Raw genomic sequence first — 19561 nt, forward strand, 5'->3', positions numbered from 1 at the left:
GGAACGTTCCTCCGGGTCAGGTGAAGGAGGCGGGGAGCCGCCCCAGGTCGAAGGCGGCGAGGGCCTGCTCGATGTGCCAGGACGCGTCCGCCATCACCGGCGTGCCGTGCCCGGGGAGCAGGACGTCGGGCCGCGCGTCGCGGAGCCGTTCCAGCGACCGCCGCAGCTCCTGGACGTCGGCGTCCGCCGCGCCCGGCAGGACGATCCGTCCGCGGCTGAAGAGCAGGTCGCCCGTGCAGGCGTAGGTCGTGCCGCCCGCGGTGAACAGGTAGGCGGTGTGGTCGGCGCTGTGCCCCGGCGCCGGCAGCTCCCGGAGCGGGCCCAGGTCCGCCGCGTCCGGCGTCAGCACGTCCGGGCAGGACGGGAACCGGTAGCCGGGCGGGTAGATCCCGGCGCGCAGCGCGGCGTCGAGGCCCAGCGGGCCCGGGTCGGCGGCGCGGACCAGCTCGGCCGTGCGCGCCCCCGCGATGATCGGCGTGCCGAGCGCGGCGAGCCCGGCGGCGCCGCCCGCGTGGTCGGCGTGCGCGTGGGTGAGCACGCCGCCGCGCAGCGGAAGATCGCCGAGCGCCTCGCGGACGCGGGCGAGCAGGACCTCCTGGTCGAGGCCGCTTCCGGTGTCGGCGAGCCAGGCGCCGTCCGCGCCGCGCAGCAGGTAGACGTTGCTGTCGTAGGCGTTGCTGAGCCCGGCGCCGAGCCGCCCGCCGCCGACCAGGTCGACGTTCGCGTCAAGCCGCACGGCGGTCCGCCCCGGCGACGATCGCGGCCACGTCGCCGGGCGCCACGCGCAGCTCGTGCCGCAGCATCATGACGATCCCGGACGACGAGGCCCGCACGACCTCCGCCCGCCGCCCGCCGTCGTCGTACACGGCGCCGATCCGCTGCCCGGAGCTCACCGCGTCCCCGGCCGAGACGGACGAGGCGAACGACCCCGCGACGGTGACCAGGACGCCGGTGTCGGTGTCGCCGTCCCCGCCGGTCACGACCGTCCGGCGTCGCGGCGGCGGGCCGGCGAACGACACGGGCTCGACGGCGCCCGCCACCTCCAGCAGCCGCATGGCGCCCCGGACGTAGAGGTCGAGGTCGGCCTCGCGCAGCGCGCCGCCCCCGCCGCTCTCGAAGTAGGCCCACGGCTTCCCGAGCGCGTCGGCGTGGCTCACGGACCGGCCCGGCGCGACCGACGCGTGCGCCCACAGGTACGGGAACGGCGTCGTGCGGGCCGCGTCCAGCAGCGGGCGGCCGCCGAGCGTCCGGCCCGCGCCGAACCCGCACATCGGGGGCATCCGGTAGCGGCGCCCGGCGGAGTGCAGGTCGATGAGCAGGTCGCAGGGCTCGATCAGCTCGCGGGCGATCGCGTGGGCGATCCGCGCGCTGAGGTCGCCGCCGGGGTCGCCGGGGAAGACCCGGGCGAGGTTCACGCCGCCGTCGCCGTGCCGCGTGCCCGCCGCGAGGGCGGGCGGGTTGGCGCGGGGCAGCACCGTCACCGTGCCGTGGACGTGCGCCGACGCGAGCGCGTCCGCGACGCGGTACGCGGCGAGGACGCCTTCCGGCTCGTCGCCGTGCACGCCGCCGAGGATCGTCACGGCGGGCCCGCCGCCGGAGCCGAACCGGACGGTGTCGAGGTCCAGGTCCGGTCCGGCCGCGAGCCGTTCCTTCACCGCTGTCATCGCGTGTTCCCTTCTCAGTTCCGGCGTGCCCGGATCGGCCAGGTGTCGACGAAGGCCGTCCCGTCGTGCACCGAGTACCGGCCGAACAGGTTCACCGCGGTGCAGGCGTGGTTGGGGATCACGGCGACGCGGTCGCCGGGCGCGATGCCGTGCGGCTCCGCCGACGCGGCGAGCCCGTGCTCCTCGTACAGCTTCTCGATGACGATGCCGGGATGCCCGTCCACCAGGCCGAAGCCCGGCGTCAGGGGGGTCATCCGCTCTGCGGGCAGGCTCTTGGAGCCGGCGTCCAGGACGAGCCGGTCCGGGGCGGGGACGTCCACCACCGTGCTGATCACCGCGAGCGCGCACTCGGCCGCGTCCGGGCCGCCGAGCGCGACCTGGGTGGCGTCGTAGAAGACGTAGTTGCCGTAGCGGTACTCGTCCGCGCGGCCGGATTCCAGGCGGGCGAGCGGGGTGACGCCCGCGCTGAGCACGGGGGCGCCGATCCCGCGCTCGGCCAGCGCCGCGCGCGTGCTCACCAGGGCGTCGTCCTGCTGGTCGCGGACGGCGGCCAGCCCCGCGGCGCCGGTGGCGGCGTAGGCGTGCCCGGCGAAGGTCATCAGCCCGCGCAGCCGGACGCGCCCGCCGAACGGGGCGGCCGCGACCGCGTCGGCGGTCGGACGGCCCGGCGCGGTGCCGAGCCGCCCCGTCCCGGAGTCGATCTCCCAGTAGACGTCGAACTCCGCGCCGGCCGCCGCGAGCGCGCCGACGTGCTCGGGGCGCGAGCAGGTGACGGCGACCCCGCCGCGCCCGGTCAGCGCGGCCAGCGCCCCGGCGCGCTCGCCGGGGACGGGCGGGTAGGCGACGAGGACGTCCTCGAACCCCGCGTCGAAGGCGAGCCCCGCCTCGGCGGCGGTCGCGACGGTCGCCCGGGTCGCGCCCGCCGCGACCTGCGCACGCGCGATCTCGACGGACTTGTGGGTCTTCAGGTGGGGCGTGGAGCGCCCGCCCTGCGCGGTCACGCGTTCGGCCATGCCGCGGACGTTGGCGAGGAGCCGGGGATGGTGGACGGCGAGGAACGGCGTCGGCGGCCCGCCGTCCGCGCACACCGCGGCCCAGCCGTCGCCGCCCGCCACGCGCTCGCCCGTCTCGCGCCCGCCCGTCACGCGTCCGCCCCGGGCAGGGCCGTCCTGCCGTTGATCTCCCGCGCCAGCTCGGACACCGCCCGGCCCATCTCGCGCTCCAGGTCGGGCGACATCCGCTCGACCGACACGATCAGGCTGAGGGCGGCCGCCGGCGCGCCCGGCGGGCCGAGCGCGGACGCGACCCCGGCGATCCCGTCGAAGAACTGGCCCCGGTCCACCGAGTAGCCGCGGGTGACGGACTCCTCGACGTCGCCGGTGATCAGGGCGCGAACGTCCTCGGGCAGCGCCGACCAGCGGGGCCCGGTGCACAGGTCCCGCCTGCGGCCGGGGTCCAGCCGGGCCAGGACGGCGCGTCCGGCCGCGCCCTCCCAGATCGGCGCGGTGCTGCCGAGCCGGGCGCTCGGCGCGAACGGGATGCTGCTGTCGGTGCGCTCCACGTAGACCATCTCGTCGCCGTTCGGGACGGAGAACGCGGTGGCGGCGTCGAAGCGCCGGCCCAGCTCGACCAGCGCGGTCACGGCCTCCCGCCGCATGGTGCGGTGCGAGAGCCGGATCGCCGCCAGCCGCAGCGGCAGTTCGCCGATCTGCCAGTTGCCGGCCTGGTCGCGCTCCACGAGCCCGATCTCGGCGAGCCCGGTCAGCAGCCGGTGCGCCGAGCTCTTGCTGAGCCCCGCCCGCTCGGCGCATTCGGCGAGGCCGAGGACGGGTTCCTCCTGACTGAACGCGGCGAGCAGCGCACCGACGCGATCGACCACTTGCACCACGAACGCCTCCAAGAATGCCTTGACCGGGGAGCGGCAGCGAGATTAGGTTGCCACAACATCCCATTGAGTGGAACTCCAAACCATAGAATGGAACGCAGAAACCGTGGTGAAGATCATCCGTGGCGGCCGCGTCGTCGACCCCGGCACCGGGACCGACGCGGTGCTCGACCTGCTCATCGAAGGCGAGCGGGTGACGGCGCTGGCGGCGCGGATCGAGCCGCCGGCCGGCGCGGCGGTGTTCGACGCCACCGGCCTGCTGGTCCTGCCGGGCTTCGTGGACATGCACACCCACAGCGACTTCACGCTCCAGCACGACCCGTCCGCGCCGTCGCGCCTGCACCAGGGTGTGACCACCGACGTCACCGGGAACTGCGGCTTCTCGCCGTTCCCGCTGCCGCCGTCGAGCATCGGCTTCGGCTCCTTCTTCAGCTCCCGGCTCGACCGCGGCTTCCCCGACCTCGCGTCCTACGCGGCACACCTGGAGTCGCTCGGCACCGGCGTGAACGTCGCCCCGCTCGTCGGGCTCGGCGCCGTCCGGGAGCACGTCGCGGGCTCCGACCCGCGCCCGCCGTCGGACGAGGCCATGGCGGAGATGCGGCGGCTCGTGGCCGAAGGGCTCGACCAGGGGGCGTTCGGTGTCTCCAGCGGCCTCGTCTACACCCCGGGACGGTTCGCCGCCGCCGACGAGCTGCGCCGGATCATCGCGCCGCTGCGCGGGACGGGCCGGTTCTACGCCACGCACCTGCGGGACGAGCGGGACGGCCTGGTCGCGTCCGTGGCCGAGGCCATCTCCACCGCCGAGGACGCGGGCGTCGACCTGCAGATCTCCCACCACAAGGCGCTGGGCAGGGCCAACTGGGGGCGCACCGAGGCGACCCTCGCGATGGTCGACGAGGCCAACCAGCGCGGCGCCATCGACGTCGCCGTCGACTACTACCCCTACACCTCGGGCAGTACCGGCGTCTCCAGCCTGCTCCCGCCCGGCTCGCTGGACGGCGGCTGGAAGCTGCTGCGCGAGCGGGCCGGGGAGGGCGCCGAACGGCTCCGGCTGCTCCGCCACCTGGACGGCGCCGCGCAGTTCCGCCCGGACGAGATCATCGTCGGCCGGTCGGGGGCGCGGCCCGAGGCGTCCGGGCGGGCGCTGCCGGAGTACGCCGCCGCGCTCGGCCGGGACGCCGTGGACGTGCTGCTGGAGCTGATCCTCGCCGAGGGGGAGCGCCTCACCATGATCGTCCCGGCCGCGTCGCGCGACGACCTCGCCCGCGTGTCGGCGCACCCGGCGGCCATGCACGGCAGCGACGGCTGGCTGATGACGGCCGAGCAGGCGCGGCACGAGCATCCGCGCAACCTGGCGAGCACGGCCGAGGTCCTGGTCCCCGCGCTGCTCGGCCGGACCTCGCTCGACCGAGCGATCCGGCACCTGGCCACCGTCCCCGCCCGGCGCCTGCGCCTGGACGATCGTGGAACGTTCCGAGCCGGGTGCTACGCCGACATCGCCGTCGCCGACCCGGCCCGCGCGGCGGCCTACGAGAACGACGGGGGACCGGAGGCCCGGCGCGGCTACCCCGACCTCATGCGCTGGGTCTTCGTCAACGGCGAGACCGCCATCGAGGACTTCCGCCCCACCGGTCGGCGCGCAGGCAAGGTCCTGCGGGCGGCATGAGCATCCCGACGCGAACGGAGCAATCCATGGCAACCAGCAACCCCTCCGCGGTCACCTCGCGCGTGACCAGGCGTTCCTTCCTCCGTGGCGGCGTGGCGCTCGGCGTCGTCGCCGGTCTCGGCGGTTCGGGACTGCTCACCGGCTGCGGGTCCGGCGACGACGGCGGCGGCGACCCCAACGACCTCCAGATGCACCACGACGCGGCGGTCGGCCCGCTGTTCAAGCCGTACGTGGACCACTTCAACCGCAGCTACGCGCCGCTCAAGCTGGGCACGTCGTACGTCGCGCAGGACTACCTCACCGTCACCAACCAGCAGCTCGCCGGCGGCAACGCGTCCTACGACGTGCTCTTCGCGGACGAGGGCTACCTGGAGTCGTGGTCGAAGAACCAGTGGGTGCGCTCCCTCAAGGACCTGCCCGGCCTGGACAAGCTGGTCGCGAACATGAACCCCGGTGTGGCCGAGGCGCTCAAGGGCCCCGACGGCGACATCTACGCCCTGCCCTACTTCCAGGGCGCGGAGCTGTTCGTGGTCAACACCGACCACCTGAAGAAGATCGACGCGTCCCCGCCCGCCACCTGGGAGGAGTTCCTGGAGCAGGCGCGGGAGCTGAAGTCGAAGGGGATCAGCCAGACGCCGTACTCGCCGTACTGGATCAAGTACGCGTTCCTGATGTGGCACCAGTTCGCGGCCGAGGTGGCGTCGGAGGGCGGCGGCTCGCTGTTCGACCCGTCCGGCAAGCCGGTCCTCGTCGGCAACGCCGCCGCGCGCGCCACCCTGGAGCGCTGGCGGACGCTCTACTCCGAGGGCCTGGTCCCGAAGGACCTGTTCACCACCGACTACGGCGGCGTGACCAACATCTTCGGCGGCGGCAAGAGCAGCTTCTCGATGCGCTACCAGGCGCAGGTCGTCGGCTGGAAGGACCCGAAGCAGAGCTCCGCGGCCAAGGCCGTGAAGAATATCGCCATGCCCGGCAAAACACACCAAACGCATAGTTTCGGCGCATACTGGATGCTCTCCTACGAGACCGAGGGCGACAAGAACGCCGGGACGCTCATCGACTACCTCGGCGGCGCGGGCAAGGACGGCTCCTACCACGTGCCGAAGAACCTCGTCGCCACCGAGCTCGGGCTCTCCAGCGGCTACAAGAGCGTCGACTCCGACCCGGCCGTCCTCAAGTCGTGGGCGAAGTGGGCCGACGTGGACGCCCTGACCGCCCAGCTCGCGAAGACCGTGGCCCTCGGCCCGGTCACCACCCGGACCTGGTACCCCAAGTTCGCCGACAAGGCGTGCGCCGTGCTGCAAGAGGTCGTCCTCGGCAAGAAGTCCTCTGATGAGGGCCTCAAAGAGCTGAGCGACTTCGCGGGCGCGCAGAAGTAGCCGTGGCGACGACGCAACGAAGCGAGCCCGCCGCCGGCGGGGCGGCCAAGCCCCGCCGGCCGCGCTGGAACGGTCCGAAAGGCCGGCCGGGCGGATCCGGCCGGTCCGGCCGGACCGGCTACGGGCGCGGCGAGGCCAGGTTCGGCATCGCCATGGCCCTGCCCGCCCTGATCGTCACGCTGGTCCTGCTCGCCTACCCGCTGGCGTACTCGTTCTGGGTCAGTCTGCACGAGCAGACCCTCGGCAGCCGCGCCCCGGCCCGCTGGGTCGGCTTCGACAACTACACCGCCGTCCTGAGCGACCCGGTGTTCCTGCCGTCGCTGACCCGGACCGTCCTGTTCGCGGCCGTCGTCGTCGTGGGCACGCTGGTGCTCGGCACGGTGTTCGCGCTGGCCCTGAACCAGGACTTCCGCGGCCGGTCGGTGGTGCGGGGCGTGCTGATCCTGCCGTGGTCGCTCTCCCAGATCACGCTGGCGCTCACCTTCGGCTGGATCTTCAACTCCACCTTCGGGCCGCTGAACGGGGCGCTGAAGCAGGCCGGGCTGATCGACAAGTACGTCGCCTGGTTCGCGTCCGGGCAGGTCGCGCTGGCGGTGATGGCGGTGGCGTTCGTGTGGAGCCTGGTGCCGTTCGCCACGCTGCTGATCCTGGGCGCGCTCCAGACCGTCCCGGAGGACCTGCACAAGGCGGCGCGGATCGACGGGGCGGGCCCGGTCCGGCGGTTCTTCTTCGTCACGCTGCCCTGGATCCGCGACACCATGCTCGTGGTGTCCGTGCTCGCCCTCATCAACGCGTTCCTGGCGTTCGCGCTGATCTACATCCTTACCGGCGGCGGCCCCGGCACCGAGACGACGCTGCTGTCCTGGTGGGGCTACACCACCGCGTTCCGCGACCTCGACCTGGGCAAGGGCGCTGCGATCTTCTACCTGATGACCCTGGCGATGGTGCTGCTCGCCGCGCTGACCGCGCTCGGCATCAGGGGCCCGCGCCGCAGGCGCGAAGGGAGGACCGCGTGACCGCCGCCGCGAACCGCGCGCGCCTGGCGAAGCGGATCGGGGTGCGCGCGCTGCGCACCGGGATCGTCCTGGCGCTGCTGGCCTGGGTGCTGCTGCCGTTCTACTTCCTGCTGCTGGTGGCGCTGACGTCGCGGGCCGACTCGCTGCGCACCCCGCCGCGGTGGATCCCCGCCATGGACTTCGGGAGCTTCCAGCAGATCTTCGACTCGGCGTTCAGCGGCGCGCCGCCGAGCAACCCCAGCGACCTGATCGTCCCCGGCATGCAGAACAGCGCCGTCGTGGCCGTCTGCGTCGCCGCGCTGAACATCGTGATCGCCGCCACCGCGGGCTACGCGTTCGCGCGGTTCCGGTTCCCCGGTTCCCGCGCGATGCCGGGCCTGATGCTCGGCAGCCAGCTCGTCCCGGTGTTCGCCCTCGTCGTGCCGTTCTACGTGATGCTCCACTCGATGGACCTCGACGACACCAGGACGGGCGTCATCATCGCGCACCTCGGCTTCACGGTGCCGTTCTCGGTGTGGATGATGCGGGCCTACTTCAACGGGATCCCCGTCGAGGTGGACCGGGCCGCGATGATCGACGGCTGCACCCGCTGGCAGGTCTTCGCCCGCGTGGTGCTGCCGCTGGCCCGCCCCGGGATCATCAGCGTCGGCCTGTTCTCCTTCATGGTGTCGTGGAACGACTTCCTGTTCGCGCTGGTCCTGAACTCGCGGACGGACGCGATGCTCATCCAGCCGGCCATCTCCGGGCTCTACAACGTGCGCGAGCAGTCCTTCGGCATCATGGCCGCCGGCACGCTGCTGGCGGCACTGCCCACCATGCTGCTCGCCCTCGTCTCGCAGCGGTTCCTCGTACGCGGCCTGACCTCAGGCGTCGGAAAGGTGTGACGCGTGTCCAGTATCGAACTCCGGCAGGTCACCAAGCGGTTCGGTGACACGCTGATCGTCGACTCCATCGACCTGACCATCGAGGACGGCAGCTTCACTGTCCTGCTCGGCCCGAGCGGGTGCGGCAAGACCACCACCCTGAACATGATCTCCGGGCTGGAGGAGGTGACGTCCGGGACGATCCTGTTCGACGGGAAGGAGATGCAGGACGTCCCGCCGCACCGGCGCGACGTCGCGATGGTGTTCCAGTCGTACGCGCTCTACCCGAACCGCAGCGTCCGGGAGAACATCTCTTTCGCGCTCAAGCTGCGCAAGCAGCCCGCCGCCGAGATCGCCGCGCGGGTCGCCGAGGTCGCCGAGATGCTCGACATCAGCGCGCTCCTCGACCGCAAGCCGCGGCAGCTGTCCGGCGGCCAGCAGCAGCGGGTGGCGCTGGCGCGGGCGATCGTCCGCCGCCCCAACGTCTTCCTGCTGGACGAGCCGCTCAGCAACCTCGACGCCAAGCTCCGCGCCGACATGCGGATCAGCCTGCGCGAGCTGCAGCGCGAACTCGGCGGCACCTTCGTGTACGTCACGCACGACCAGGGCGAGGCGATGAGCATGGCCGACCAGGTCGTCGTCATGAACGGCGGCGTGGTGCAGCAGGAGGCGCCGCCGCTCGACCTGTACCGGCGGCCCGCGAACCGGTTCGTCGCCGGGTTCGTCGGGACGCCGGGGATGAACTTCGTCCCGGGCGCCCTGGAGGACGACGGCTCGTTCGCGCACGGCGACTGGACGGTCCCGATCGGCTGGACCGGGCCCGCCAGGCCGGGCGTGACGCTCGGCGTCCGTCCCGAGGACGTCACCCTGGAGCCGGACGACGGCCCCGACGCGGCCGGCAAGGTCCGGCTGATCGAGCGGCTCGGGGTCGAGGCGATCGTCGTGGCCTCGTTCCCGTCCGGCGACGTCATCGCCCGCGCCGACCCGGACATCGAGCTGGACCCGGGCACCCGGGTGGCTATGCGCGTCCGTCCGGGGAAGGTCCATCTGTTCGACGCCGAAGGCGGCGACGCGCTCGCGTGGACGCCCGCCCCGAAGATCGCCAAGGAGGTCGGGAGTGGCTGACGAGCTCGCGCTGCGGATCGGGGGGCGCGCCGTGCCCGCCACCGGGGGAGCGGTGTACGACGCGGTGAGCCCGGCGACCGGGGAGCGGATCGCCGCCATCGCACGGGCCGCCGAGCCCGACGTCGACGCGGCGGTGGCCGCCGCCGGGCGGGCGTTCGAGGCGCACCGCCAGGAGAGCGCGTTCACCCGCGCGGACTGGTGCCACCGGATCGCCGCCGTCGTTGAGGAGCGGGCTCCCGAGATGGCCCGGCTCCTGGCCCTCGAACACGGCAAGCCGGTGGGCCAGGCCGAGGGCGAGATCCGGCTGGCGGCCGAGGGCTTCCGGCTCGCCGCCGAGGAGGGCAAGCGGCTCGGCGGCGAGACCGTCCCGGTGCGCGACGGCGCCAAGCTGGTGCTGACCACCCGCAAGCCGCGTGGCGTGTGGGCCGTGATGACCCCGTTCAACTTCCCGGTGAACATCCCCGTGGAGTACCTCAGCCCGCTGCTGGCCTGCGGCAACGCGGTCGTGTGGCGTCCGGCGCCCAGCATGGCGGCCGTGGCCGGCGCGCTGTACGACTGCATCGAGGCCGCGGACGTCCCGCCGGGCCTGGTCAACCTGGTCACCGGGCCCGACCTCGGCCCGGCGCAGCGCCTGGTGTCCCACCCCGCCGTCAACGGCGTCGGGTTCACCGGCAGCTCGAAGGCGGGCGCCGAGATCGCCCGGCTCGCCGCCGGCAAGGCGCAGGTCATGGAGCTGGGCGGCAATGGGCCGATCGTCGTCCTTCCCGACGCTGACCTGGACCGCGCCGCTCCGGCGATCGCCTCGGCCGCGTTCGCCAACGCGGGCCAGTCCTGCTCCGCCGCCGGACGCATCATCGCGGCGGAGCCGATCGCGGCCGAGCTGGAGGACCGCCTGGTCGAGGAGGCCCGCCGCGAGGTGGTCGGGTCCCCCTTCGACGCCGCTACGACCATGGGCCCGGTGCACACCCGCGGCGTCGCCGACACGATGGCCAGGCACATCGCCGACGGGAGGGCCCGGGGAGGCCGGACCGCGTTCGGCGGCGCCCCGCTGCCCGGCCGCCCCACGGACCTGTACTGGAACCCCACCGTCCTGGTCGGGCTGGACGAGGACGCCGCCGTCATGAGCGAGGAGACATTCGGCCCCCTGGCGCCGGTGCTGCGCGTCGCCGACGACACCGAGACGATCATCGCCGCCGCGAACCGCGGCCGGTACGGGCTCAGCTCGGCGGTCTTCGGCCGCGACCTGGACCGCACGCTGGCGGTCGCCGGACGGCTCCGCGCCGGGCAGGTCACCGTCAACGACACCAGCAACTACTGGGAGCTGCACCTGCCGTTCGGCGGCGCGCCGGGCACCGACAGCGGCCACGGCAGGCTGGGCGGCCGGCACATGGCCGAGGCCGTCACGGAGATCCAGTCGATCTCCATCGACCTGACCCCGCCCTGGCGCTGAGGCAAAGGAGCCGACGATGAACGATCAGCTGGCGACCGCCACGCACTCCGGCGTGCTGGACGAGGTCGAGCGGCGGGTGCTCTGGCTCGCGACGGCCATCGTGGACCACGCCAACCGGGTGCGGCCCAACCCGTCCGGGCTGAAGGTGGGCGGGCACCAGGCGTCCTCCGCGTCGATGGCGACGATCATGACGGCGCTCTGGTTCCGGCACCTCGGACCGGACGACCGCGTCTCCGTCAAGCCGCACGCCTCCCCGGTGCTGCACGCGATCAACTACCTGCTCGGCGAGCTGGACGAGCGGTACCTGACGTCCCTGCGCGAGTTCGGCGGCCTGCAGAGCTACCCGAGCCGCACCAAGGACCCGGACCCCGTCGACTACTCCACCGGCTCGGTCGGCATCGGCGCCACCGCGCCGATCTGGGGCGCGATCGCCCGCCGGTACGTCGACCGGGCGTCCGGCGGGCGGCCCGCCGGACGGCAGTACTCGCTGGTCGGCGACGCCGAGCTGGACGAGGGCGCGGTCTGGGAGGCGATCCTCGACCCCGGCGTGGCCGAGCTGGGGGAGATCGTGTGGATCGTCGACCTCAACCGGCAGTCCCTCGACCGGGTCGTCCCGTACCTGGCCGCGCACCGGCTCAAGGGCATGTTCGCCGCCGCGGGCTGGCAGGTGGTGACGCTGAAGTACGGCCGCCTGCTGACCGAGCTGTTCGACCGGCCCGGCGGCGACGACCTGCGCGCCCGCATCGACGCGATGCCCAACCCGGAGTACCAGCGGCTCCTGCGCTGCGACGCCGCCGAGCTGCGCGAGCGGCTCCCCGGCGGGAGCGAGCCCGTCGCCCGGCTCGTCGCGACGCTGGACGACGCGACGCTCCTGGCCGCCCTCCGCAACCTCGGCGGGCACGACCACGGCAGCCTGGCCGACGCGTTCGCGTCCATCGACGACACCCGCCCCACCGTGATCTTCGCCTACACGGTCAAGGGCCACGGCCTGCCCAGCGAGGGCCACCCCCAGAACCACTCCTCCCTCCTCACCGGCGACCAGATGGCCGGCCTCGCGACGAGGCTGGGCATCGACCCCGCCGACCCGTGGGCCCGCTTCCAAGACGGATCGGCCGCCGCCCGTCTCTGCGCCGACACCGCCGTCCGCCTGCGCCGCACCCCCGCCGCACCGCAGCTCCCGCCCGCGCTGCCGACCGACATCGGCCGCACCCCGAAGGGCACTGCGACCACCCAGGCCGCGCTGGGCCGCCTGCTACTGGACCTGACCCGGGAGGCGCCCGAGGCCGCGGCGCGGGTCGTCACCGTCAGCCCGGACGTCAGCTCCACCACCAACCTCGGCGGCTGGGTCAACAAGGTCGGCGTCTGGTCGACCGCCGAACGCCGCGACTGGTTCGCCGACGACGGCGAGACGATCCTGCACTGGCGGGAAGGCCCGGCGGGACAGCACATCGAGCTGGGCATCGCCGAGACCAACCTGGTCGGGCTGCTCGGCGAGCTCGGCGCCACCTGGAGCCGCTGGAACAGCCCGCTGCTGCCGATCGGCGTGCTGTACGACCCGTTCGTCGGACGCGCCCTCGAACCGTGGTCGTTCGGCATGTACGCGGGCGGCCAGTCGATCCTGATCGGCACGCCGTCCGGGGTCACGCTGGCCCCCGAGGGCGGCGCGCACCAGTCGATCGTGACGCCGTCGATCGGGATCGAGCAGCCGGGCTGCGTCGCCTACGAGCCCGCGTTCGCCCTCGACACCGAATGGACGCTGCTCGCGAGCATGGCCCGCCTCGGACGTCCGGACGGCGGCTCGGCCTACCTGCGGCTGTCGACCCGCCCGGTGGACCAGACGCTCGCCGCGGTCCCGGCCGACCCGGCGGCCCGCGAGCGCCGCCGCCGGCAGGTGGTCGCCGGCGCCTACCCGCTCCGCCGCGCCGAACGCCCCGCCGTCACCGTGGCGGCGATGGGCGCCCTCGTCCCCGAGGCGCTCGCCGCCGCCGACCGCCTGGAGCAGGCCGGCGTCGGCACGGACGTGGTGTGCGTGACCAGCCCCGGCCTGCTCTTCCAGGCCCTCCGCTCCCGCCAGGGCCAGGACGACGGCCCCAACTGGATCCTGGACCAGGCGTTCCCAAGCTCGCGCGCGACGCCGCTCGTCACCGTCCTGGACGGCCACCCGCACACCCTGGCCTTCCTCGCCGGGGTGAACAACGTCCCCTGCGTCACCCTGGGCGTCACCAGCTTCGGCCAGTCGGGCTCGATCGACGACGTCCACCGCCACCACGGCATCGACACCGACTCGATCGTCCGCGCGGCCCTGGACGTCCACGCCGGGTAAGGGGGTACGGGAAGACACCGCGGGCCGCTTGCAGAATCTCGCCCGCCAGGACATGCCCGATCACTACGCTCGTGCCGTGGAGACGGCAGACGGGGTGGACGAGCCCCCAGCCCCCCCAGCAGGTCCGTGAAGCGCTGGTCTTGCTCGACCCAGAACTCGATGACGACCTGCCTGACGAAGTGTCCTGGGACGACTGGCCCGAACTGCTCGGTCGGCTCCTGGGCGAGGCGTTCCGGCAGCTCAGGCGCGGTAGTTTCGAGGACCTCGATGAGGCCCCCGCGGAGAACGCCCGGATAGTGGCCGCCTACCAGGAGACCATCGACCCGGAGAGGGAGAGCAGCGGTGCCGCCTTCGACGCCACTGTCATAGCAGCGGGGCATTTCCGGGACGTACTGACGTCGCTAAACGAGATCGACGATGCCTCCCCGGACGGCGACAGGTTTGACGCCGAGAGCAAGCGTCTTCTTCCAGTAGTTGTTCAACTCCTCAAGGTGACAGAACTGGCGTGTGGCCTGGCGGCATATCGGAGTTTGCTGACCGCCTTTCCGGGCCAAAACTTCGGCCGGACGATCCCGGAACACGTAAACGAGGCCCGCGCGGCGCTCAAGGTGCTCGAGCAGACAGCCATGGACCTGATCCCGGACGAGTAGCCCACGCCGCGCCTGCCCGGCGCCCCCAGTCACGGCTTGCCACGCCAGACACATCCGAATGAAGAGTCACGCCAACGCGATGCCGCGGGCCGCCTGACATGCCATGCCGCGACTGCAACAATCCGGCTATGGCCGATGACTCCGAAGCGCCCGGCTGGCCGCGGATCGACAGCTCCGTTCCGCATTCGGCGCGGATCTGGAACTACTGGCTGGGCGGCAAGGACAACTATCCGATCGATCGGGCGGTCGGCGAGGAAATCAAGAAGGTCTTCCCCGGCATCGTCCTGACCGCTCTCGCCGACCGGGCATTCCTCGGCCGCGTGGTGTGGCATCTCGTGCACGAGGTGGGCGTCCGGCAGTTCCTGGACATTGGCACCGGCTTGCCGACCGTGGACAACACCCATGAGGTCGCCCAGCGGATCGCTCCGGAATGCCGGATCGTCTACGTCGACAACGACCCGCTCGTGCTCACGCACGCTCGCGCCCTGCTGACCAGCAGCGCCGAAGGCGCCACCTCGTACATCGACGCTGACGTGCACGACCCCGAGCACATCCTGGCCCAGGCGCGCGAGACCCTCGACTTCGACCGGCCGGTCGCCATCATGCTCCTGGGGATCGTCCATTTCATCCTGGACGACGAGGAAGCTCAGGCGGTCGTCAAGTGCCTCGTGGACGCCGTACCCTCCGGCAGCTATCTCGCCATGACGCACGCCTGCGACTTCGTCAACGCCGAAGAGATCCACGCCAACATCAGGGAATGGAACAAGCACGGCACCCCGAAGATGACCGTGCGCTCCTACGACCAGGTCAGCCGCCTGTTCGCCGGCCTGGACCTGGTTGAGCCGGGACTGGTGTCGCTACCGCGGTGGCGCCCCGAGGCCAGCCCGTGGGGCGAGCCTCCAGAACTACCCGGAATCTGCGCCCTCGCAAGAAAGCCGTGAGACAGCCTGGCTCAGCGCTGCTGGAAAGGGTGGAGGGCCAGCCGGCGTGCTGAATGACCGCGCAGTTCACGGTGTTGCCGGACGAGATCGCGGACGGTGGTGCAGGCGTGGCCGGGCGGGAAACCGGTCGCCCGGCTGTTGAAGGGCCCCTGAGGTCTGCTGGTCCTGGCAGCGCCGGCAGATGACCCGCGAGCCGACCGGTCCCGTCTGGTGGGCGTTGTGTGGTGGTTGGTCTTCGGGTGAGCTGTTTGTCACATGCCGGCCTCCCTTGACAGGCCCTAACTGCATGTCCTTAGTTGTTGCACATTAGATGCATTAACGGAGGGGATGCATGGCTTCGTCATCGGTGGTCCGGTCGGCCGTGGTTCCGGAGACCGACGACGATGATCTGGGCGCGTCCTCCCGCCGGCGCCGGTACGTGCTGCTGCTGGCCGGGCTGGTCGCGGTCTTCTGCGGCACGGTCGTCGCGGCGGTCGGGATGGGGGCGGTGTCGGTGTCGCCGCTGACCGTGCTGGACATCGTGGGCCATCACCTGATCGGCAGCCCGGCCGAGGTGACCTGGCGGCCGTCGCACGACGCGATCGTCTGGCGGGTGCGGTTGCCGCGTGTGCTGCTGGGTGCGGCGGTGGGGGCCGGGCTCGCGGTGACCGGGATGGCGTTGCAGGCGATGGTGCGCAACATGCTCGCCGATCCGTACCTGCTGGGGGTCAACTCCGGTGGCTCGACGGGGGCCGCGGCCGCGATCCTGTTCGGGTTCGGTGTGGGGTGGGGCGAGCACGCGCTGCAGATCGCCGCGTTCCTGGGTGCGCTGGCGGCGTCGCTGCTGGTGTTCGTGATCGCGCGGACGGCCGGGCGGATCACCTCGACGCGGCTGCTGATGACGGGGGTGGCCGTCGGGTACGCGCTGTACGCCCTCACCAGTTTCTTGATCTTCGCCTCCGACTCGGCCGAGGGGTCCAGGTCGGTGCTGTTCTGGTTGCTGGGCACCCTGGCGCTGGCGCACTGGTCGGCGCCGCTGGTCGTGGTCCTGGCCGCCGTCGCCGTGGTGGTCGCGCTGCTCACGGTGTGGGGGCGGCAGCTGGACGCGCTGGCGATCGGTGACGAGACCGCGCACACCCTGGGCATCTCGCCGACGCGGTTCCGCCTGGTGCTGCTGGTCCTGGTGTCCCTGGCGGTCGGGGTGCTGGTGGCGGCGTCGGGCAGCATCGGCTTCGTCGGGCTGGTGATCCCGCACCTGGCCCGGCGCATCGTGGGGGCCGCGCACCGCCGGGCCGTCCCCGTCGCCGCGCTGATCGGCGCCATCTTCCTGCTGTGGGCCGACCTTGCCGCCCGCATGCTGCTGAGCCCGCAGGAGCTGCCGATCGGCATCATCACCGCGATGGTCGGCGCGCCGTTCCTGCTCATCCTGGTCCGCCGCCTGCACGCCGGAAGCGAGTGAGGCATTCATGATCGAAGGACGCGGGCTCACCTACGCCTACGGCGCGACGACCGTGGTGCGCGACGTCGACGTGCGGGCCGAGTCCGGCCGGGTCCTCGGGCTGCTCGGGCCCAACGGCAGCGGCAAGACCACGGTGGTGCGGATGCTCACCGGGATCGTGACCCCGCGCCGCGGCGAGGTCCTGCTCGACGGGAGCCCGCTGGGCTCCCTCACCCACCGCGCGCTCGCCCGGCAGGTCGCCGTCGTGCTCCAGGAGCCGGTCGGCGACCTGCCGATGACGGTGGCCGACATGGTCATGCTCGGCCGGGCGCCGCACCAGACGACGTTCTCCCGCAACAGCGCGGAGGATCACCGGATCGCGGCGGCCGTGCTGCGCAGGGTCGGCGCCCGGCATCTCGCCGACCGGGTGTTCGTCGGGTTGTCCGGTGGCGAGAAGCAGCGGGTGCTGATCGCGCGGGCGCTGGCGCAGGAGCCCACCCATCTGGTCCTCGACGAGCCGACCAACCACCTCGACATCCGGTTCCAGCACGAGCTGCTCACCATGATCCGCGGGCTCGGCATCACCACGGTCATCGTGCTCCACGACCTCAATCTGGCCGCCCGCTACTGCGACGACGTGCTGGTCCTCCAGGAGGGCGACGTCGTCGCGCACGGGCCGTGCGCCGACGTGCTGACCGCCGAGCTCCTCCAAGGCGTCTACGGCGTCGGCGTCGAACGCCTCGACACCTCCCGCGGCATCCAGTTCCTCTTCCACCCGCTCGACGAGCACGAATCCGCACCGGCGTCCACCGCCACCGGCTGACCCGCGCCACCACGCCGATCACCGCAAGGAGAAGTCCGCCCGATGAACAGATGCCTCGCCTGGTTCACCACCGGCCTGCTGGCCGCCACGCTCACCGCTTGCGGCTCGACCGGCTCCGGAGACGGCGGCCGGGGAGACGGGGCGGCGAACTTCCCCTTCACCGTCAAGAACTGCGGGGTGGACGTCACGCTGGACAAGGCGCCCTCCCGCGTCATGATCGTCAACAGTGCTCCGCTGCAGTACCTGTCCGCGCTCGGAGCGCTGGACAAGCTGTCCTCGCGGGCCGGGAAGTTCCCGCCGGAGTACTACTCCAAGGAGACCCTCGCCGCGGTCAACAAGGTCCCCTCCCTCACCGACCGTCTCGGCTCCGACGGGCACCTGAAGATCTCCACCGAGTCGATCATCGCGGAGGAACCCGACCTGGTGCTCGGCCTGCCGGACGGCGTCTCGCGCGAGTCCCTGGCCGCCGTCGGCATTCCGGTGCTGAACGAGCCCAGCTTCTGCCCCGACGGGATCAAGAACCCCGGCTACGAGACGATCTACCAGCAGATGCGGCTGTACGGCAGGGTCTTCGACCGGCGGGCCAAGGCCGAGCAGGCCGTCAGGGACCTTCAGAAGCGTATCCAGACCGTCCGGGCCGGCCTGCCCGACCAGAAGGGCCGCAAGGTCGCCGTGCTGTGGCCCTACCGGGGCGAGGGGACCGTCGGGGCCTACGGCGGCCAGAGCATGGCCACACCGCAGCTCAAGACGCTCGGCGCCCAGAACGTGTTCGCCGACACCGACAAGCGCGTATTCGAGGTCTCGATGGAGGAACTGCTGGGCCGCGATCCCGACACCATCATCCTGCTGCACACCGACGGCACCCAGCAGGAAATCAAGCAGGCGCTGCTGGACATCCCCGGCGCCATGGATCTGCGCGCGGTCCAGAACGACGCGATCCATGTCCAGCTGTTCAACTTCACCGAACCGCCATCGCCCCTGGTCCTGGACGGCCTGGAGCGCCTGGCGGCCTACTTCAAGGGGAAGTGACCTCCATGTCTCCGGACTCGCCGGTCCAGGACCGCATCACCCGGTACTGGGACCAGCACGCCCCCGCCTACCAGCGGTTCCAGGAACAACGGCTCGCACACCCCGACTACGACGCCGCATGGACCCGCGTCTGGCGGGACGCACTGCCCGACGACGCCGAAACCGTGCTCGACGTGGGCACCGGCACCGGCCACGCCGCACTGACCATCGCCGCCCTCGGCCGCCGGGTGACGGGCATCGACATCGCACCCGCCATGCTGGACCACGCCCGCGCCAACGCACGGCGCCGAGGACACGACATCGCCTTCGTCCAAGGCGACGCGGTCAGGCCCGCAGCGCCAGGCGCCCCGTTCGACGCGCTCGTCAGCCGCTACCTCCTCTGGACGCTGCCCGACGTCGACACCGCGCTGCGCAACTGGCGCCGCCTGCTCCGGCCGGGCGGCCGCCTGGCCGTCGTGGACGCCCCCTGGCACGCCGGCGGAATGCGGCACTCCGACACCGACCCCCGAGCCCGCGCCTACGACGCCGAAGCCCGCCGCGCACTGGCGCTCGCCGAAGCGGACGACATCACCGCCTGGCAGGAGAGGATCATCGCCGCCGGCTTCGCGGACGTCGAGGTCACGCCCCTGACCGAGCTCTACGAACTCGACGGCGTCCACGGCGTCGCGACCGACCACCACCGCACCCTGCAGCACCTGATCACCGCCCGGAACCCCGACACCCCATGACCGGCCCCAGGGCACGGGACAGCGGGGCGGAGCGGAGCCGTCACGTGCCCTGGCCGCTTCGCCCCGGAGGGACGAGGCAGGCTTGGCCCGGTCGGCGGAACTGAGGACAGGGCGGCGCAGGCGGAACTGGTCGGCTTCGGGCGGTCGACTCCACACCGCGTTCATGTCCGATGCGTCGGTTCGGCCGTGGTCAGCCGAGGGCGAGGGTCAGGAGCGGGGGGCTGGTCGGCCGGGGGGAGCCGCCCGCGGGTTCGATGGTGACCCCGAAGCGTTGCGCGTCCCCGAGGCCGACCGTGATGACCGGACGTGGCCGTCCCGATGGGGTCAGGGTTCCGGCGGAGCGCGGCCCGGTCGGGCCGAGCCACCACATCTGGTACGTCTTGGCTCCTGGCAGGTGCCCCAGCCGGGCTGTGGTGACAACGGCCTTGCCGAGCGAGCGGGACGACACGACGGTGACGGTGGCGGCTCCTTGGGCGCGGGCTGTGGAGGTGTGCGCGTCCGGTGCCGTCATCACTGCCGTGACCTGGCGGTTCAGGGCTTGTGCGTGTTCGGCGGAGCGGTGGAAGTGCCAGGTCGTGCCGCCGCCGATGAGCGCCACGACC

General features: G+C 72.5%; 18 protein-coding genes. 13 read left to right on the plus strand and 5 right to left on the minus strand.

Annotated features, from left to right (window positions below):
• Positions 1 to 16: 16 nt before the first annotated feature.
• The 4 genes from E1264_RS09560 to E1264_RS09575 are packed head-to-tail and all read right to left on the minus strand — an operon-like array spanning position 17 to position 3552.
• Positions 17 to 736, minus strand: a complete 720-nt coding sequence (locus tag E1264_RS09560) for an MBL fold metallo-hydrolase (protein WP_132171751.1) — start codon at positions 734 to 736, stop codon at positions 17 to 19.
• Complete coding sequence (locus tag E1264_RS09565; protein WP_132171753.1) at positions 726 to 1664, minus strand: M14 family metallopeptidase; 939 nt, start codon at positions 1662 to 1664, stop codon at positions 726 to 728. Before E1264_RS09565 ends, E1264_RS09560 begins: the two co-directional genes overlap by 11 nt.
• A gap of 14 nt (positions 1665 to 1678) precedes the next feature.
• Entirely contained in the window at positions 1679 to 2809 is a 1131-nt protein-coding gene (locus E1264_RS09570; RefSeq protein WP_132171755.1) for an alanine racemase, read from the minus strand.
• On the minus strand, positions 2806 to 3552 hold the full coding sequence (locus tag E1264_RS09575; protein ID WP_165964091.1) for an IclR family transcriptional regulator: 747 nt from the start codon (positions 3550 to 3552) through the stop codon (positions 2806 to 2808). The genes E1264_RS09570 and E1264_RS09575 overlap by 4 nt, the downstream gene beginning before the upstream one ends.
• 103 nt (positions 3553 to 3655) lie before the next feature.
• Here E1264_RS09575 and E1264_RS09580 point away from each other — a divergent pair, with 103 nt between their 5' ends.
• The 13 genes from E1264_RS09580 (at position 3656) to E1264_RS09640 (ending at position 18959) form a co-directional block, all read left to right on the plus strand.
• Positions 3656 to 5215, plus strand: a complete 1560-nt coding sequence (locus E1264_RS09580) for an amidohydrolase family protein (protein ID WP_132171759.1) — start codon at positions 3656 to 3658, stop codon at positions 5213 to 5215.
• Between the two features lie 26 nt (positions 5216 to 5241).
• Positions 5242 to 6594 (plus strand): extracellular solute-binding protein, encoded by a 1353-nt coding sequence (locus tag E1264_RS09585; RefSeq protein ID WP_165964092.1) that lies wholly within the window; start codon positions 5242 to 5244, stop codon positions 6592 to 6594.
• Positions 6595 to 6596: 2 nt separating this feature from the next.
• Positions 6597 to 7610, plus strand: a complete 1014-nt coding sequence (locus E1264_RS09590) for a sugar ABC transporter permease (protein ID WP_132171763.1) — start codon at positions 6597 to 6599, stop codon at positions 7608 to 7610.
• Positions 7607 to 8494, plus strand: coding sequence for a carbohydrate ABC transporter permease (locus E1264_RS09595; protein WP_132171765.1), 888 nt, complete (start codon positions 7607 to 7609; stop codon positions 8492 to 8494). Before E1264_RS09590 ends, E1264_RS09595 begins: the two co-directional genes overlap by 4 nt.
• Before the next feature lie 3 nt (positions 8495 to 8497).
• The gene (locus E1264_RS09600) at positions 8498 to 9598 is read left to right on the plus strand and encodes an ABC transporter ATP-binding protein (RefSeq protein ID WP_132171767.1); all 1101 of its coding nucleotides are present in this window, start codon (positions 8498 to 8500) and stop codon (positions 9596 to 9598) included.
• A complete protein-coding gene (locus E1264_RS09605) occupies positions 9591 to 11048 on the plus strand; it encodes an aldehyde dehydrogenase family protein (protein ID WP_165964093.1) in 1458 nt (485 codons plus the stop codon). The genes E1264_RS09600 and E1264_RS09605 overlap by 8 nt, the downstream gene beginning before the upstream one ends.
• Positions 11049 to 11064: 16 nt before the next feature.
• Complete coding sequence (locus tag E1264_RS45890; RefSeq protein ID WP_132171771.1) at positions 11065 to 13371, plus strand: pyruvate dehydrogenase; 2307 nt, start codon at positions 11065 to 11067, stop codon at positions 13369 to 13371.
• A 140-nt stretch (positions 13372 to 13511) separates the two neighbouring features.
• Positions 13512 to 14021, plus strand: a complete 510-nt coding sequence (locus E1264_RS09615) for a hypothetical protein (RefSeq protein WP_132171773.1) — start codon at positions 13512 to 13514, stop codon at positions 14019 to 14021.
• Positions 14022 to 14149: 128 nt separating this feature from the next.
• Positions 14150 to 14962, plus strand: coding sequence for an SAM-dependent methyltransferase (locus E1264_RS09620; protein WP_132171775.1), 813 nt, complete (start codon positions 14150 to 14152; stop codon positions 14960 to 14962).
• 331 nt (positions 14963 to 15293) lie between these two features.
• Positions 15294 to 16400, plus strand: a complete 1107-nt coding sequence (locus E1264_RS09625; protein ID WP_132171777.1) for an iron ABC transporter permease — start codon at positions 15294 to 15296, stop codon at positions 16398 to 16400.
• 7 nt (positions 16401 to 16407) lie between these two features.
• Entirely contained in the window at positions 16408 to 17202 is a 795-nt protein-coding gene (locus E1264_RS09630; protein WP_132171779.1) for an ABC transporter ATP-binding protein, read from the plus strand.
• A 42-nt stretch (positions 17203 to 17244) separates the two neighbouring features.
• The gene (locus E1264_RS09635; RefSeq protein WP_132171781.1) at positions 17245 to 18231 is read left to right on the plus strand and encodes an ABC transporter substrate-binding protein; all 987 of its coding nucleotides are present in this window, start codon (positions 17245 to 17247) and stop codon (positions 18229 to 18231) included.
• 5 nt (positions 18232 to 18236) lie between these two features.
• Positions 18237 to 18959 carry a class I SAM-dependent methyltransferase gene (locus E1264_RS09640; protein ID WP_132171783.1) on the plus strand — a complete coding sequence of 241 codons (723 nt, stop codon included), beginning with the start codon at positions 18237 to 18239 and terminating at the stop codon, positions 18957 to 18959.
• Positions 18960 to 19149: 190 nt separating this feature from the next.
• Here E1264_RS09640 and E1264_RS09645 read toward each other — a convergent pair.
• Positions 19150 to 19561: anti-sigma factor (locus E1264_RS09645; RefSeq protein ID WP_132171785.1), on the minus strand; the 412-nt coding region annotated here is incomplete at its 5' end.

The organism is Actinomadura sp. KC216 (genome assembly GCF_004348535.1).
Lineage (GTDB): Bacteria > Actinomycetota > Actinomycetes > Streptosporangiales > Streptosporangiaceae > Spirillospora.

What these genes read in the sequence shown, in the direction of transcription:
- E1264_RS09565 (WP_132171753.1), bottom strand. Translation starts at nt 1,664, where the DNA reads ATGACAGCGGTGAAGGAACGGCTCGCGGCCGGACCGGACCTGGACCTC.
- E1264_RS09585 (WP_165964092.1), top strand. Translation starts at nt 5,242, where the DNA reads ATGGCAACCAGCAACCCCTCCGCGGTCACCTCGCGCGTGACCAGGCGT.
- E1264_RS45890 (WP_132171771.1), top strand. Translation starts at nt 11,065, where the DNA reads ATGAACGATCAGCTGGCGACCGCCACGCACTCCGGCGTGCTGGACGAG.
- E1264_RS09620 (WP_132171775.1), top strand. Translation starts at nt 14,150, where the DNA reads ATGGCCGATGACTCCGAAGCGCCCGGCTGGCCGCGGATCGACAGCTCC.
- E1264_RS09625 (WP_132171777.1), top strand. Translation starts at nt 15,294, where the DNA reads ATGGCTTCGTCATCGGTGGTCCGGTCGGCCGTGGTTCCGGAGACCGAC.
- E1264_RS09630 (WP_132171779.1), top strand. Translation starts at nt 16,408, where the DNA reads ATGATCGAAGGACGCGGGCTCACCTACGCCTACGGCGCGACGACCGTG.
- E1264_RS09635 (WP_132171781.1), top strand. Translation starts at nt 17,245, where the DNA reads ATGAACAGATGCCTCGCCTGGTTCACCACCGGCCTGCTGGCCGCCACG.
- E1264_RS09640 (WP_132171783.1), top strand. Translation starts at nt 18,237, where the DNA reads ATGTCTCCGGACTCGCCGGTCCAGGACCGCATCACCCGGTACTGGGAC.